Origin of the sequence: Sphingomonas sp. NPDC079357 (genome assembly GCF_044901155.1) — a bacterium.
GTDB lineage: Bacteria > Pseudomonadota > Alphaproteobacteria > Sphingomonadales > Sphingomonadaceae > Sphingomonas.
Genome location: NZ_JBJDOM010000002.1, coordinates 217855 through 233169, shown reverse-complemented (window position 1 = coordinate 233169; position 15315 = coordinate 217855). Strand labels below are relative to the sequence as shown.

The 15315-nt window shown below is 66.1% G+C and carries 13 protein-coding genes; 4 read left to right on the top strand and 9 right to left on the bottom strand.

What is annotated here, in order from left to right:
- Positions 1–25: 25 nt before the first annotated feature.
- The 4 genes from tilS to ptsP all read right to left on the bottom strand — a co-directional run bounded on the left by tilS (position 26) and on the right by ptsP (position 5262).
- On the bottom strand, positions 26–1033 hold the full coding sequence (tilS, locus tag ACI2JO_RS10025) for a tRNA lysidine(34) synthetase TilS (RefSeq protein WP_404720561.1): 1008 nt from the start codon (positions 1031–1033) through the stop codon (positions 26–28).
- Position 1034: 1 nt separating this feature from the next.
- Positions 1035–1913, bottom strand: a complete 879-nt coding sequence (locus tag ACI2JO_RS10020) for a tol-pal system YbgF family protein (protein WP_404720560.1) — start codon at positions 1911–1913, stop codon at positions 1035–1037.
- Between the two features lie 84 nt (positions 1914–1997).
- Positions 1998–2885, bottom strand: a complete 888-nt coding sequence (locus ACI2JO_RS10015) for a helix-turn-helix domain-containing protein (protein WP_404720559.1) — start codon at positions 2883–2885, stop codon at positions 1998–2000.
- Between the two features lie 109 nt (positions 2886–2994).
- Positions 2995–5262: a phosphoenolpyruvate--protein phosphotransferase gene (ptsP, locus tag ACI2JO_RS10010; RefSeq protein ID WP_404720558.1), complete on the bottom strand. Its 2268-nt coding sequence runs from the start codon at positions 5260–5262 to the stop codon at positions 2995–2997.
- Between the two features lie 131 nt (positions 5263–5393).
- Between ptsP and ACI2JO_RS10005 the strand changes: the two genes are divergently transcribed.
- Positions 5394–5831: a TM2 domain-containing protein gene (locus tag ACI2JO_RS10005; RefSeq protein ID WP_404720557.1), complete on the top strand. Its 438-nt coding sequence runs from the start codon at positions 5394–5396 to the stop codon at positions 5829–5831.
- 1 nt (position 5832) lies between these two features.
- Here the strand turns inward: ACI2JO_RS10005 and ruvB are convergent, their stop codons facing one another.
- From ruvB to ACI2JO_RS09990, 3 genes are all read right to left on the bottom strand, one after another.
- Positions 5833–6855, bottom strand: coding sequence for a Holliday junction branch migration DNA helicase RuvB (gene ruvB / locus ACI2JO_RS10000; protein WP_404720556.1), 1023 nt, complete (start codon positions 6853–6855; stop codon positions 5833–5835).
- Between the two features lie 49 nt (positions 6856–6904).
- Entirely contained in the window at positions 6905–7195 is a 291-nt protein-coding gene (locus ACI2JO_RS09995) for a hypothetical protein (RefSeq protein ID WP_404720555.1), read from the bottom strand.
- Positions 7196–7321: 126 nt separating this feature from the next.
- Positions 7322–7978, bottom strand: a complete 657-nt coding sequence (locus ACI2JO_RS09990; protein ID WP_404720859.1) for a hypothetical protein — start codon at positions 7976–7978, stop codon at positions 7322–7324.
- 106 nt (positions 7979–8084) lie between these two features.
- On the opposite strand from ACI2JO_RS09990, the gene ispH reads away from it, so the two are divergent.
- The 3 genes from ispH to rnhA are packed head-to-tail and all read left to right on the top strand — an operon-like array spanning position 8085 to position 10478.
- Positions 8085–9062 (top strand): 4-hydroxy-3-methylbut-2-enyl diphosphate reductase, encoded by a 978-nt coding sequence (ispH, locus tag ACI2JO_RS09985; protein ID WP_404720554.1) that lies wholly within the window; start codon positions 8085–8087, stop codon positions 9060–9062.
- A gap of 10 nt (positions 9063–9072) precedes the next feature.
- Positions 9073–10026, top strand: coding sequence for a homoserine kinase (gene thrB / locus ACI2JO_RS09980; RefSeq protein ID WP_404720553.1), 954 nt, complete (start codon positions 9073–9075; stop codon positions 10024–10026).
- Positions 10023–10478, top strand: coding sequence for a ribonuclease HI (gene rnhA, locus ACI2JO_RS09975; RefSeq protein WP_404720552.1), 456 nt, complete (start codon positions 10023–10025; stop codon positions 10476–10478). Before thrB ends, rnhA begins: the two co-directional genes overlap by 4 nt.
- A gap of 265 nt (positions 10479–10743) precedes the next feature.
- On the opposite strand, the gene ACI2JO_RS09970 is transcribed toward rnhA, so the two are convergent.
- The gene (locus tag ACI2JO_RS09970) at positions 10744–13551 is read right to left on the bottom strand and encodes a TonB-dependent receptor (RefSeq protein ID WP_404720551.1); all 2808 of its coding nucleotides are present in this window, start codon (positions 13549–13551) and stop codon (positions 10744–10746) included.
- A gap of 317 nt (positions 13552–13868) precedes the next feature.
- On the bottom strand, positions 13869–15197 hold the full coding sequence (locus ACI2JO_RS09965) for an ABC1 kinase family protein (protein WP_404720550.1): 1329 nt from the start codon (positions 15195–15197) through the stop codon (positions 13869–13871).
- Positions 15198–15315 lie beyond the last annotated feature (118 nt).

The window sequence follows — 15315 nt, the reverse complement described above, 5'->3', positions numbered from 1 at the left end:
GTTAATGGCAATGGAACAACGTTGGTCAGAGTGATCGACGCGGTGGCGCTGGCGAGAATAACCAGCCCGTCGGGCTGTTACGCACCAGAATCCCGGCCTGGGTCGCACTTCGCCCCGCCTCGAGCGCATCAAGCAGCGGCTCGACATTGGCCGAGTCGCCCGCAAACGACGGCAGCACCACCCCGAGTCGCGCCCGTGTCTCGGTCAGCGCGCGCCGCACCAGCCGCCGGCGCACATCGCGCGGTTCGTCCGCGATCGAAAGGCCGCGATCGGGCCCGTGCCAGCGCTCGGACCACATCCGCTCGGCATGCCGGACCAGCACGTCCTCCGCCTCGGCCAAAAAGCCTGCCGAAGCCGCCAGTGCGGCCGGATCCAGCGCCGGCGTTGCGGCAAGCAGTGCGCGGATGCGCGTTCGATCATGCCGCGGATCGATGTTCGACGGATCGTCGACGAACGGCGTCGCGCTTTCCATGGCGAGCGCCCGCAATTCCGCGCGCCGCCACGCCAGCAGTGGTCGCAGGACGACGCCGAACGTGTCGAAGCGTATCGCGCGGATCGCCGACAGCCCCGACAGCCCGGAGCCACGCTGCAACCGCATCAGCAAGGTCTCGGCCTGATCGTCCGCATGATGCGCGGTCAGCAGGAACGACAAATTCTCGCCGTCCGCCCACGTCCCGAGTGCTGCGTAGCGCGCCGTCCGCGCCCGCATCTGCACACTGTTGCCACCGATTGGCTGGAAAGGAGTAAGCGTGTGATGTGGAACGTCTAGCGCCGCGCAGACCCGGCCGACCATCGCCGCCTCCGCCGCCGACTCCACGCGAAGCCGATGATCGAACGTGGCGGCGGTAACGCATCCCGGAAAAGCCGCTGCTCCCAGCCGCAGCATCGCCATGCTGTCTGCCCCGCCTGACACCGCCAGCGCCAGCCGAGCGCCATCTGCCAGCACCGCACCGTCGAACGCACGCCCGGCCAGCCGCTCGACATCTCGCCGGAACCGCGCGACCGCCGCCTCCGGCAGCGGGCGCAACGTCACCTCACTTGCACTTGGCGGCGGTCCGGGCCTTGGCGACATCAGCCTTCATCTTGGCGGAAAGCGTTGCGCCATAGACGTCGGTCAACTCGCCATAGACCTTGCAGGCGTCCGCCGCCTTGTCGAGCTTCACCAACGCGCTGCCGAGATAATAGAGGCTGTCCGGCGCGCGCTCGCCATCAGGGAACTTCTTGTAGTTGTCGTAGAAAGCGATCGAGGCGAGGCTCGGCTTACCATCGTCGAGATAGGCCCGACCGATCAAATTCTGCGCGTAGCTCGCGCGGCGCGACTTGGGATAATCGGCAACGACCTTCTTCAGCGCCGTCACCGCATCGCCATAACGTTTCGCCTCCCACAGCCGGAAACCATAGAGGTAGCCATCCTCCGCCGCGTCACCGGTACTCGGCTTGACGACGGTGGCGGAGCTGGTGGGCTTGTCGGCCGGTTCCGGTGCTTCGGGAACGGTCACGTCGGGGCCGCCGACCGGCGCAGCCGGGGTGGCGGCGGGCGGCGCGGCGAGCTTGGCGTCGGTCGCCTTGCGATAGTCGGAGAATTGGCTTTCCAACTGGCGCAGCCGAAACTCGTTCTGCTCGATCTGCCCGGTCATCGACGCCAGTTGCTGTTCGAGCGAGGTCACGCGGGCGGTCAGGTCGGTGATCGCACCCGAGGCAGGCACCCCCGTCACCTCGACCGGCGTCGGCGCGCTCGGCGCGATCTGCGGCTCGACCATCATTCCCGCCCCGCCCGGAAAAACCTTGCGCTGCACCGCGCGCATTTCACTCTCCAGCTTGTCGACGCGCACCTCGACCGGTGCGTTGCGTTGCGCAAGCGCAGGGCTGGCAAGGGTGAGCGCTATTGCAGCGCCGGCTAGAAACTTGGTCATCTTCTCGTCCCCCGGTACATCGGCACCGGATAAAGTTCTGGAATATTATTGCTGTCGCCAGCCTGAAGCGGCCACAGCCTTACGTCATCCGCCGCTCGACTGAAAAGCGGGCGGCACCGCCGCGCCGCTGGCGGCGGGAGTCGGGCTGCTGCTCGCTGACGGGGTTACGGCCGGGGCGGACGGGCCCGCGAACCGCACCGCGAGCGCCTCGGCGCTGACGCCGACGTCCTTCATCGCGCGCTTGCCGTCGCCCAGCGGCGGCAGCGCGCGCCCATCCACCGTTACCTGCAGCTGGTCCGGACGTCCGATGTTCAGCATCGGGCGATCGGTGCCCACGGGCACTTCGAACGTCTGCCCGGGCTGCAACGTGCCCGTAAACAGCGTCTTGTTCGCGCCGTCATAGACACGCATCCAGACTTCGTTCTTGGCAGTCAACACCACCTTGCCGGTCGCGGGCGTGGGGCTGGGCGGCGGCACCGGAGCGCTGCGGGCCACCGTCGTCGGGCTCGCCGTGGCTTCGGGCGACTCCTGCGTGCCACGGAACATGCCGGTCGACAGCCACAGCACACCGAGAATCAACACCGCCAGTGCGACCCCTGCGGCGACGATCACCGTCCCGCGCGACGGGCCGCGCGAAGGATCGGCGATTTCCTCGATATGGTGCTGCCGCATCGGCATCGCGCCACGCGCCAGCTCGCCGCGAATTCCCCGCCCGATCTCAGCCTGGTCCAATCCGACCGCACGCGCATAGGCCCGCGCAAATCCAGAGGCATAGGTCGGCGAGGGCAGCAGATCGAGCCGGTCGTCCTCCAGCGCCTCCAGGAAACGCTGCGTCACACGGGTCCGCGCGGCAACCTCGGCCACCGACAGTCCCTGCGCCTCGCGAGCGGCCCGCAGACGTGCTCCGACCGTGCCGGACTGCGGAGCGCCGCTCGGCGACGTCGCCTGCGCCGGATGCTCGCCTTCGCTCATTCCTGTCTCCGACCCTGCATTTACCGCGATGCTTCACCATCGTCTTTCAAAGCGTCACGGGCGTGTCAACACGCCGCACCGTCAGACGCTGACTCGGTTCGTCGGATCGCTATGCCAATTCGACGCCCTGCTCCGCCGCCCAGCGCGCCAGCGCGCCGCGCATATCGCGCGGTGGATCGGCGAGCAGCGTCTCCATGAACGCGGTCAGCGCACCGCGATCCAGCGAGCGGATCATCGCCTTGACCGGGCCGACCGCCGCCGGCGTGATCGACAGCCGGTCAATACCGATCCCGATCAACGCCATTGCCTCGAGCGGTCGGCCGCCCATCTCGCCGCACACACCAACCGGCACCCCCGCCTGCGCGGCGGGCACCGCGACCTGCCGCAGAAAGCGCAGGATCGATGTCGACAGCCAGTCGTAGCGGTCGGCCAGCTTGGGATTGGCACGATCGGCGGCGAACAGGAACTGGGTCAGATCGTTGGTACCGATCGAGAGGAAATCGACCGCGGGCAGCAGCAGGTCGAGCTGATAGGCGAGCGCCGGCACCTCCAGCATCGCGCCATAACGCACCTCCAGCGGCAGCCGCTTGCCTCGCGCGGCGAGGAAATCGCGCTGCTTCTCGAACAAGGCGCGCGCCTCGTCGAACTCCCACGCCTCCGACACCATCGGGAACATGACGTTCAGCGTCCGCCCCGCCGCCGCCTCCAGCAGCGCGCGCGCCTGCGCCTTCATCAACCCGTCGCGTTCCAGCGCCAGCCGTAGCGCGCGCCAGCCCATCGCCGGATTTTCCTCGTCCTCGGCGTGGATCAGATACGGCAGGGCCTTGTCGCCGCCGATGTCGACGGTGCGAAAGATCACCGGGCGCGATCCCGCTGCATCCAGCACCTCGCGGTACAGCCGCTGCTGCCGCTCGCGCTGCGGCAGCGTCGCGGAAACGAGGAACTGGAATTCGGTACGGAACAGCCCGATCCCGTCCGCGCCGGTTACGTCTAGCGCCGCGACGTCGTCGCGGAGCCCCGCATTGACCATCACGGTCAGGCGGTGCCCGTCCTTCGTCACCGGTGCGACGTCGCGCAACGCGGCATAGGCAGCGCGGCGCTTTTGGCGCGCGGCCAGACTCGCCTCGAACGCCTCCTCCATCGCGCCGGTCGGGCGCACCGTCAGCGTTCCCTCGTTGACGTCGAGCAGCAGCAGATCGCCCTCAGCGATCAGTCGCCGCACGTCGCGGACGCGCCCGAGCACCGGCACGCCCATCGCCCGCGCGACGATCGTGACATGCGCGGTCAGCGACCCCTCTTCCAGCACGACACCCTTGAGGCGGCGGCGGTCATATTCGAGCAATTCCGCAGGGCCGAGATTGCGCGCGATCAGGATCGTGTCCTGCCGCAGCCCCATCTGCGCCGCGGTCCCCATCTGCCCGGAAACGATGCGGAGCAGCCGGTTGGACAGATCCTCCAGATCGTGCATCCGATCGGCGAGCAGCGGATCGTCGATTTCGCGCATCCGTTGCCGGGTGCGCTGCTGGACACGTTCGATCGCCGCCTCGGCGGTCAGCCCGCTGTCGATCGCCTCGTTGATGCGCCGCGCCCAGCCCTCGTCATAGGCGAACATCTTGTAGGTGGCGATCACCTCCTGATGCTCGTCGCCGACACCAAATTCCGCCTCGCGCGCGATCCGGTCGATCTGCTCGCGCATCTTGTCGAACGCCGCATAGACGCGGTGGCGCTCGGCCTCGGTATCCTCGGCAACGGTATGTTCGATATGGATGCGCGGCTGGTGGAACACGGCGCAGCCCACCGCCATCCCGTCGACCAGCTTCTGCCCCGGAATGCGCGTCGGCGCGGTCGATTGCGGCCGGTCGCGCGGCCCCGCCTCGTCAATCAGCCCGGCATTGGCGATCAGCTCGCTCAGCACCATCGCCACCGTCTGCAGCGCCTCGATCTCGACGTCCTCGTAGCGGCGCGGATCGGCGTGCTGCACCGCAAGCACGCCCACCGCCCGCTCGCGCCGGATGATCGGCACCCCCGCGAAGCTATGGTAACGATCCTCGCCGGTTTCGGGCTTGTAGGCGAAGTCGGGATGGCTGGCGGCCTCGTCGAGGTTGAGCACCTCGTTATGCTGCGCGATCGTGCCGACCAGCCCCTCGCCCATCGCCAGCTTGGTGACGTGCACCGCCGCCGGATCGAGCCCCCGGGTCGCGAACAGCTCCAGCACGCCCTCGCGCAGCAGGTAGATCGAGCAGACCTCGCTATCCAGCGCCTCGCCGATGATCTCCACCACCGAATTCAGCTTGGCCTGTGCGTTCGAGCGCGCGGCCATCACGTCGTGAAGATTGACGAGGATTTCGCGAGCGGAGCGGGCGGCGGACACAGGCATGAACCCGTGGCTACCAGACCTGTGGCCTGGGTGCCACGCAGCAAAATATTTTTGTCCGTGTCCCTGGGCGCTGCTTCTTGCCAAAACAGCGGGGCGATGTTGTGACGCATCGCAGGGGTAAGGGGAATGTGATGCAAGGGCAGGTTCTGGGCGTCGATGCGCGCAGCGGGCATGGTTTGGTGGCCGGCAACGACGGGCAGCGCTACACCTTCCTGCCGGAGGATTGGGCGCAGCGCGGTGAACCGGCAATCGGCCAGTCGGTCGACTTCGAAACCTCGGGCAGCCGCGCGCTCAACATCTTTCCGTTGGCCCCTGCCCAGGCCCCGCTTGCAACCAGCGCCGTCCCGCACAACGACCGTAACAAATATGTCGCCGCAGCGCTTGCCTTCCTGCTCGGCACGCTCGGCGTCCACCGCTTTTATCTTGGCCGCACCGCATCGGCGATCGTGATGCTCGTGCTGACGCTTACCTTCTTCGGTCTGATCATCACGGGAATTTGGGCGCTGGTCGATACCGTCCGCTATCTCATCATGTCCGATCGCGCGTTCGCCGCACGCTATCCGCGCTAGGTCAATCGAACAGCCCGTCCTGCGATCCCGCCGGCGGGTTCAGGCCCAGATGCTTCCACCCGCCCGCATTCAGCACGCGCCCCCGCGCAGTGCGCGCGACCAGTCCGAGCTGGATCAGGTACGGCTCGATGACCTCCTCGATCGTGTCGCGCGGCTCGCTCAACCCGGCCGCCAGCGTCTCGACCCCGACCGGCCCGCCCCGGTATATATCCGCGATCATCGTCAGATAGCGGCGATCCATCGCATCGAGGCCGAGTGAGTCGACCTCCAGCCGGTTTAGCGCACGATCCGCGACCATCGCATCGACCACCGCCGCTCCCGCGACGTTGGCGAAGTCACGCACCCGCCGCAGCAGCCGCCCGGCGATCCGCGGCGTGCCGCGCGCGCGCCGCGCGATCTCCATCGCCCCGTCACGCGCGATGCCGAGGTCGAGCAGCTGTGCGGCGCGTGACACCACGCGCTCCAGCTCTTCGACGGTGTAGAATTGCAGCCGCACCGGAATACCGAAGCGATCGCGCAGCGGCGTGGTCAGCAACCCCTGGCGCGTCGTCGCACCGACCAGCGTGAAGCGCGGCAAGTCGATCCGTACGCTACGCGCCGATGGCCCCTCGCCGATCATCAGGTCAAGCGCGCGGTCTTCCATCGCCGGATAGAGCACTTCCTCCACCGCCGGTTGCAGGCGGTGGATTTCGTCGATGAACAGGACGTCGCCGTCCTCGAGATTGGTGAGCAGCGCCGCCAGATCGCCCGACTTGGCGATCACCGGCCCGGACGTTGCGCGAAAGCCCACCCCCATTTCGCGCGCGACGATCTGCGCGAGCGTGGTCTTGCCCAGCCCCGGGGGCCCGAAGAACAGCACATGGTCCAGCGCGTCGCCACGCCCCTTCGCGGCCTCGATGAAGACGCGCAAATTCTCGCGAGCGGCCTTCTGCCCGACGAAATCATCGAGCGTTTTGGGGCGCAGCGCGGCGTCGACATCCTCGACACGGCGCGCGGGCGAGATCAGGCGGTCGTCCTCGGTCACGCTTCGTTCCGTAGCGAAGCGCGCGGCGGGGGCAAGTCCCGGCGCAGCCTCAGCCGAGGCGGTCGACGATCTGCCCGGTCTGCCCGAGGGCCGGGTTGCCGCCATACGTGACCGCGCTAGCGTTCATGCTGGCGCGCAGTTTCTCCATGACGCGATCGAATTGATCGAGTTGCTCGCCCGCGGTGCGGATCAGGCTGCCCGTGGAGGTCGCACTTGGCTCCGCCCGCGGCGTCGCGTCCGGCGCGGCCACCGGCGCGGCCACCGCCAGCGCGGCCGGGCGCGCGGCCGTTACCGACCGCATCGTCGACAGCGGACTGGCAAGAGGAGACAGGCTGTTCACGTCCAAAATCCTTTGGTCGCGTCAGAACGACGGCGGACCACCGGCTTTACGCAGCCGAATCTTGCTCAAAGATTTAACGCCCGAAACAATCCGCCGGATCGGCTGAAATATCTGATGGCGTCCGGGTCAGCGGGTCGCGTTGTAGCGAAGCTGATCCTGCGTGAGCTGAAATCCGACCAGCGCCTCGAACGACGCTGAGGCGACCGCCGAACGCACCTTGGGATCCGCAAGCGGATCGACCGCCGCATCCTCGTCACCCGCCTTGCGGCGGCGCGTCAGCCGGTCGCGCACTTCCTGCGGCAACGTCGCGGCGCTGCGCGCGACCGCGCTGCTTGCCTCGGCGCTGGTGGTGGCGACACCCTGCCCGGCATCGAAGTGCAACCCCACTTGCGACACGCGCTTGGCGACCACCTGGCTTCCGCCGCGGGTGACGACGATGAAATAGGGCAAGGTCACGTCACGCGCGCCATCGGTGCGGGTGCGCCGCGCGCGGACGTCGAAGGTGACGCGCGTCGTCACGTCCGCCCCTTGATCGTCGCAGGTCGATCGCACGTTGCTGATCGTCGCGACCACGTCGATCGCGCTGGCGGCACGGCTGTTCGACGGATCGAACAAGGTCACGTCGCCGGTGCCCGCAGGGACGCCGACCGTCGGGCAGGCGCTGCGGACCGCGGTGATGCCGGCACCCCCGCCGGAGACATCGATCTCCCCGCTCTTCGCGCATCCACCCACGAGCAGGAGGATCAGCGGAGCGGCGATATGGCGAGCGTTCACAAACACAATCCCGGGCAATGGGCACAAATGATACGGCGCCGCCAAACGGCCCCGGGTCGTCGCCAGCATAGGAACCGTCTATCGCCGGAGCAAGCATTCGCGTAGAGCCGCCGGCATGGCCGATCCCGTCACCGACCCCGCCGCCGCGCCGCGCCGCCCTCTGGACTTGCTGATCGCCGCACCACGCGGCTTCTGCGCCGGCGTCGACCGCGCGATCCGCATCGTCGAGCTGGCGATCGAGAAGCACGGCGCGCCGGTCTATGTCCGGCACGAGATCGTCCACAATAAGTTCGTCGTCGACTCGCTCAAGGCGAAGGGCGCGGTGTTCGTCGAGGAGCTGACCGAGGTGCCCGATGGCGCGCCGGTCGTCTTCTCCGCGCACGGCGTCCCCAAGTCAGTGCCTGCCGAGGCGCAGAACCGCGGGCTCGACTATCTCGACGCGACCTGTCCGCTGGTGTCGAAGGTGCATCGCCAGGCCGAACGGCTCGTCGAGTCCGGTCGTCACATCCTCTTCATCGGTCATGCCGGCCACCCGGAGGTGGTCGGCACCTTCGGACAGGTGCCCGAAGGCGCGATGTCGCTGGTCGAGACGGTCGAGGACGTCGACACATTGGTCGTCCCCGATCCGCAGAACCTGTCGTTCCTGACCCAGACGACGCTGTCGGTCGACGATACCGCCGCGATCGTCGCCGCGATCCACCGCCGCTTTCCCGCCATTCAGGCCCCGCGCGGTGAGGACATCTGCTACGCCACCTCCAATCGCCAGGCGGCGGTCAAGGCGATTGCCGATGCGTGCGACGCGGTGCTGGTGATCGGCGCGCCCAATTCGTCGAACTCGGTGCGGCTGGTCGAAGTGGCGGAGCGGCAGGGTATCCGCGCCGCGTTGATCCAGCGCGCCAGCGATCTGGAATGGTCGTTCCTCGATGGCGTCGGCACGCTCGGAATAACCGCTGGTGCCTCCGCGCCGGAGTTGCTGGTGCGCGAGTTGGTCGATCGGCTGGCGACCCGCTTCGACGTGACCGAGCGTGAGGAAGAGACGACGCGCGAAACGATCGCGTTCAAGCTGCCGCGCGGGCTCGAAGCCGCCGCCTGACGCACGCACCATGGCCGTTTACACGCACGTCTCCGCCGAGGCGCTCGCCGCCTTCCTCCGCCGCTACGATGTCGGCGAGCTGGTTTCCGTCAAGGGTATCGCCGAGGGGGTGGAGAATTCCAACTACCTCGTCGACACCACCTCGGCGCGCTTCATCCTGACGCTTTACGAAAAGCGGGTCGCGGCGGACGATCTGCCGTTCTTCATGGCGCTGCTCGATCATCTCGCCGCGCGCGGGCTGGCGGTTCCTCCGGCGATCCCCGATCGCGACGGCACCGTGATCCAGACGCTCGAGGGGCGTCCGGCCTGTCTGATCCGCTTCCTGACCGGCGTGTCGGTATCGCATCCGACCCCGGCACAGGCGCAGGCGGCGGCGATTGCGATGGGCGAAATACACGCCGCGCTCGCCGACTTCCGCCAGACGCGCGTCAATTCGATGGGCATCGCCACGTGGCGTCCGCTGCTGGAGAAATGCGGACGCGACCTCGACACGATCCATCCCGGGCTGTTCGACCGCATCGACACCGCGCTGACGACCGTCGAACGATCGTGGCCGCTCGGGCTGCCGGTCAGCGCGATCCACGCCGACCTGTTTCCGGACAACGTATTGATGCAGGGCGACACCGTCACCGGGCTGATCGACTTCTACTTCGCCTGCACCGACGTGCGCGCCTATGATCTCGCGGTGATGCATTCGGCGTGGACGTTCGATGCGCGGGGAGAGAACGCCAGCGCGCCGGTCGGCGCTGCACTGCTGGCGGGTTACACCGCCGCCTTTGGCCTCAGCGATGCCGAGCGCACCGCGCTGCCGTTGCTCGCGCGCGGGGCGTGCATCCGCTTCCTGCTCAGCCGCGCGTGGGACTGGCTCCACACGCCGGCCGACGCGCTGGTGATGCGCAAGGACCCGCTCGCCTATCTTCGCCGGCTCGACTGGTACGAAGCGCACCCGCAGGCGTTCGCATGACCGAGCTGACGCAGGTCGAGCTGTTCACCGACGGTGCGTGCAAGGGCAATCCCGGCCCCGGCGGCTGGGGCGCGGTGATCCGGTCGGGCAAGCACGAAAAGGAGCTGGCCGGCGGCGAGCCGCTCACCACCAACAATCGCATGGAACTGACCGCCGCGATCGCGGGGCTCAACGCGCTGACCCGCCCGTGCCGCGTGACGCTGTCGACCGACAGCCGCTACGTCATGGACGGACTGACCAAATGGATTCACGGCTGGCAGAAGAACGGCTGGAAGACCGCCGACAAGAAGCCGGTCAAGAACGCCGACCTTTGGCAAGCATTGCTGGAGGCGGCGCGGCCACACCGTGTCGAATGGAAGTGGGTCAAGGGCCACGCCGGCCACCCCGAAAACGAACGCGCTGACCGGCTGGCGAGCGACGCGGCGGTCGAGGCGGGGCGGCGTAGCGCGTAACTGTCGACGGGGCAGATACCCGGACCTGCGAGCAAGTGTCACACTGACGGGTGAGATTTACGCGTTCATGAACCTTGGTCAGCCGACACAGGTCGCAGCCGGTACATCCCCGGGACGCCGCTGCTGACTTCATGCTTGTTAAGGCACACTCCATCCAGCCCTATGCCGATGGATGTGCACAGCACGGGCATGCGACATCAACCTGCGAGCCGGGTTTGATCGATCGCGGGCACGATGGAGTGCGCCGCGATCGATCACCTCAGGATCAGAAGCGGAAGCGCGCGCTTGCCTGGATCGTACGAGGCTGAAGGCGTGCGCCCGTCGGCAACAACCGGTCCTTTCCGAAATATGTTACGGTGTTGTTGCGCAACATATTGGTGCCCTCGATCGATAGCGTAAGGAATTTTACGGGCGTGTAGTTCACCGCCCCATCGAGCCGTGAAGTCTCCAGCGTAAACGGCGAGTATTGCGGATAGTACAGGCTGATGCCGTTCCGGTATCCGGACCGGTAATTGTAGCTGATACGCGTGCTGAACTTCGGGCTTTCATAATATAGCGCTGCATTACCCGTGTAGCGGGACAGGCCATCGACGTCATCCATTCCGGGCACGTTCGGCGTGCCATCAGGATACGGGAATTTCTGCGTCGCGGTGGGAATGTACGTGCCGTTGAGGCTGGCGCCAAAGTTGCGCAACAGGCCGGGCAGGAACCGGAAGAAGCTCTCCACACGGCTCTCGACACCCACGACGGTCCCGTTCCCCGTATTATACTCCGACGCGATCAAGCCCGGACCATCGATGCCATAAGCGGAGAGGCTGCTCACCGGCCGTTCGAAACCGAACAGCAGCCCGCTTTGCTTCTTGACGAAACCGGCAAGCGACGCCGAGCCGTCCTTGAAATAATACTCAAGACTGGCGTCGTAATTGGCCGATACGTTCGGCCGCAACGTGGGATTGCCGGCATAAACCGTGGTGGGGTTACGGTAGTCGTCGATGATTGCGGACGGTCGCGTACTATAGAAGCTAGGCCGTTCGATATTCCTCGTAAATGACAGACGAAGCTGAACCTTTGGCGTGAAGTGGAGGATTGCGACGACCGAGGGCATGAAGTCCAGATAATTGGCCCTGCCATAGCCAGTTTCGATCAAAGGCTCGTTCGGTATGTTCGGACCATAGCGGAAATTGGTGCTGGACGCCGAACCGAACGTGTTCGTCAATCGTCCACCGAAATAACCGTCGACCGGGAAGCCGATGTCAAAGCGATAGTCGATCTGCCCGTAGAAGGCCGAAATCATTTCTTCCGATACGAAATTCTGCCCGCGATCCGCCGGCGGGCGATCGCCTTCCCACGTTTCGGCGTCCTCTGGATCGTTAGCCCGGATATATTGACGGATCGCGTCGATATTGTTCTGAAGCGTCTGGCCAGGAATATGCAACCACGTCAGCGCCTCCGCGCCCGGCACCAGCGCGCTGACCGGCGCGATGGCGTCGGCTCCGGGAAACGCGAACAGCGGAACCTTCGCACCATCGATGCGTGGGTAGCCGTCGCGATAACCAGAGGACCGGCTGGGCAGCCGATGGTTGAAGCGATAACCCGTTTTGATACGACGGATCAGTCCGGTGTCACTTACCGCGAGTTCGACGTCAAACTGCGCGGCAAACTCCTTGTTTTCGTTGCTGTCGCGCAGATCCTGAAAACGATCCACAACATAGTTGTTGACGTCAGTAAGGTCGATGCCGGAAAAGCTGATGAAGGGTCCGATACCATTGAAACGGTCCGACGCGAAATCCACGTCGGCGCTGCTCGCGCCCCGCAACTGCGGCAGGACTTGCGTGCCATACCTGCTGGATTTGCTCCAGTTATACTGTGCGCCGACATGAATCCGCGCAATTCCGGTATGCCAATTCATCTCGGCATTGGTGGTGTACAGGTACGACTGGCTACGGGACGCGTTTGAAGTGAAGCCGGCGGGGAGGTCGGTGCCACCGGGCGTAAACGCATTCACCGTCGCCGAGCGGACCGTGGCACCATCCGGCTGCAACACGACGTTCGACAGGCGCACGTCGCGGGTCTGAAGATACAAGCCGTCATTCTGGTTCCGATTGTCGGCCCCGAAATAACTGCCCTCAAGGATGAAATTCAGGCCGTCGCTCGGCTTCCATTGCGCCGAGACGTTGAGTGACTTTCGCTTGCTATATCCGTCGTCCAGTCCGTAAGGAACGCGGTACGGGATCGCAATATCGCGCAGCGTGGTTGGCAACAGCGTCAGGCGCGGCGTTTGAGGTATGATTTGGCCGGCATTTGGATCAGGCGCGCGGAAGGTGCAGCAGAACTGCTCGACACCCTCGCTGGCGACGAATGTCTCACGATAGAAGTTCTTCTGGTACGACCCGTTAACCAGCAAACCGATCTCGCCAATGCCGGTATCGAAGCGCTTGGACACGAGCAAACTGCCGAACGGACTGACCTTCTTGGGATTGTCGCTATACACCCCGCGGATGCTTCCTGCGACGGTCAGCCCTTTTTTGAAGTCGAGCGGACGGCGCAGCTCGACGTTGACGCTGCCGCCGATGCCACCTTCCACCTGATCGGGAGACCGGGTCTTGTAAACGTCGATAGACTTGATCAGCTCGGACGGGATGTCGGCTAGATTGAGCGCCCGACCGGAACCGAGGTTTGTATTGTTGCCGTTCAAGGTCGTCTGCACGTCGCTCAAGCCGCGGATCGTCAAATCACTGCCCTCGCCAAACGAGCGGTCGATCTGGACGCCGGTGACGCGTGCCAACGCATCGATGACATTGTTGTCGGGCAGCTTGCCGACGTCCTCTGAAACGATTGAGTCGACGATCTGCTTTGCGTTTTTCTTCTTCTCTGCTGCCTTCTCCACACTTCGGCGAAGACCGACGACGACGACTTCGTTGCTTGCGCTGGCGGCGGGCGTCCGTGGTGCTGGCTCTTGTGCATCCTGTCCGGCAACGGCGCCTAAGTCGCTCGCGCGAGCCACTTGCGCCATCGACGCGATCGAAAGAGCAGCGCACCCCCCGGCCAGCTGCAACACAATCTTAGCCTTCATGTGACTTGCCCCCCTTCAAACCATTGTAGGCGCCAGCAATTGCCGCCTACTTTTCATATACCGTATACGAATATGGAAGTTTTGTTGCAGTGCCGTCAAGGTGGCTTTTACTGGACGTGCGTCCTGATGAGCCGGCTGAGCCGATGCGTTCGTTTCGCCGCAAGGATCGCCCAAGCTTCCGCCTGCGGACCACCCGCGGTGATCGGCTATTCGACCCAGTATGGTGGTTGCTATTGTCGGGCAGCGGCTACCCGAGTCGCCTGGATGCGGTCGAAGCGCCACGATCTGGGCGCAAGTCTACAATAGCGGGCGGGGTGTTAATCCACCGCCGCCGCCGCCAACCCACGCACATCGACCCGCGCCTTCAGCCGCGCCGCGAGCAGCGCCGTCCCGCTCACCTTGCGCTGGACGAACAACGTCTCGACATGCGGCACATGCCACGTCGCCCGGTCAGCGATCATCGCCTTGGCCTCCTCGCGCACCACCGGCACGAACGCGCGATCGCCGAAGTCGAACGCGCCCGGTTGGTTGAGCGCCTCGTCGATCGCCGCGATGATCCGATCGATCGCCGGGCGATGCGCGTGCGCCGCCGCCGCGCCCAGAAACCCGACCGCCACCGCCGTTTCGCGGATGGCATCACGATCGCGCGCCAGCCCGGCCTCGATCAGCCGCCGATACCCCGCCGCCGTCTCTGTCGGCACGCGCCGCGCCGCACCGAAGTCGAGCAACACCAGCGCGCCCGTTTCCGGCTGCCAGCGGTAATTGGCGAAGTTCGGATCGGTCTGCATCACCCCGAACTCGAACAACTCGCGCAACACCAACGTCATCAGGGATGTCATCGCCACGTCGCGCTCGTCCTGCGACGCCTCGGTCAGCGCCTCGATCGGCCGCCCCGCGACGAACTCCATGGCCAGCACGCGCTTCGTGGTAAGCGCTTCCTCCAGCGCCGGCACGACATAGCGTGTATCGCCCGCCAGCCGCTCGCGGTACGCGCGCAACTCCGCGCCCTCGCGGACGTAATCGGCTTCCTCGGCGAGCTGGCGCTTGGCCTCCGCAAGCAGCGGCTTGAGGTCGAGCGTCCCCGGCAACAGTCCCGACACCCGCAGCAACGTCGCGACATTGTCGACATCCGAGCCGATGCTGTCAGCAACGCCCGGATATTGCACCTTGATCGCCAGCACCCGCCCATCGGGCAAGGTTGCGCGGTGCACCTGCCCGATCGACGCGGCGGCGACCGGCGATGCCTCGAAATGCCGGAAGCGGCGCCGCCAGTCCGCGCCCCATTCCTCGCGCAGCACGCGGTCGAGCTGTTGCGGCGGCATCCGGTACGCCTGGTTGCGGAGCTGCGCGAGGATCGTCTGCAACTCGGGCGGCAGCACGTCACCCGCGTCCATCGAGATCATCTGCCCCAGCTTCATCGCCGCGCCGCGCAGGTGCGACAGCCGGTCGGCGACGCGCGCCGCATTACCCGGCGTTAGGATCAGGTCGCCGACCTTCGGCCGCTCACCCGCCGCCAGCCGCCGCGCGCCCTCGGCGAGCATTCCGCCCGCGACCCCGCCCGCCAGCCGCCCGAACCCGCCAAGCCGCGCTAGCCGCCCGCTCGGCACCGCACGATGGCGGGCATTGGGAACTTCATCATCCTGCATGGCGGCAGAGCGCGGGAGGATGGCGCGCGGTTCCGTCCGCCCCCCGCCGGCATTGCGAGCACAGCGAAGCAATCAAGGGCGTCGTGATCCGGCTCTGGATCGCTTCGCTACGCTCGCA

Excerpts from the sequence above, each read along its gene's own strand:
- ACI2JO_RS10020 (WP_404720560.1), bottom strand. The coding sequence starts at position 1,913 with ATGACCAAGTTTCTAGCCGGCGCTGCAATAGCGCTCACCCTTGCCAGC.
- ACI2JO_RS10015 (WP_404720559.1), bottom strand. The coding sequence starts at position 2,885 with ATGAGCGAAGGCGAGCATCCGGCGCAGGCGACGTCGCCGAGCGGCGCT.
- ptsP (WP_404720558.1), bottom strand. The coding sequence starts at position 5,262 with ATGCCTGTGTCCGCCGCCCGCTCCGCTCGCGAAATCCTCGTCAATCTT.
- ACI2JO_RS10005 (WP_404720557.1), top strand. The coding sequence starts at position 5,394 with ATGCAAGGGCAGGTTCTGGGCGTCGATGCGCGCAGCGGGCATGGTTTG.
- ispH (WP_404720554.1), top strand. The coding sequence starts at position 8,085 with ATGGCCGATCCCGTCACCGACCCCGCCGCCGCGCCGCGCCGCCCTCTG.
- thrB (WP_404720553.1), top strand. The coding sequence starts at position 9,073 with ATGGCCGTTTACACGCACGTCTCCGCCGAGGCGCTCGCCGCCTTCCTC.
- rnhA (WP_404720552.1), top strand. The coding sequence starts at position 10,023 with ATGACCGAGCTGACGCAGGTCGAGCTGTTCACCGACGGTGCGTGCAAG.
- ACI2JO_RS09970 (WP_404720551.1), bottom strand. The coding sequence starts at position 13,551 with ATGAAGGCTAAGATTGTGTTGCAGCTGGCCGGGGGGTGCGCTGCTCTT.
- ACI2JO_RS09965 (WP_404720550.1), bottom strand. The coding sequence starts at position 15,197 with ATGCAGGATGATGAAGTTCCCAATGCCCGCCATCGTGCGGTGCCGAGC.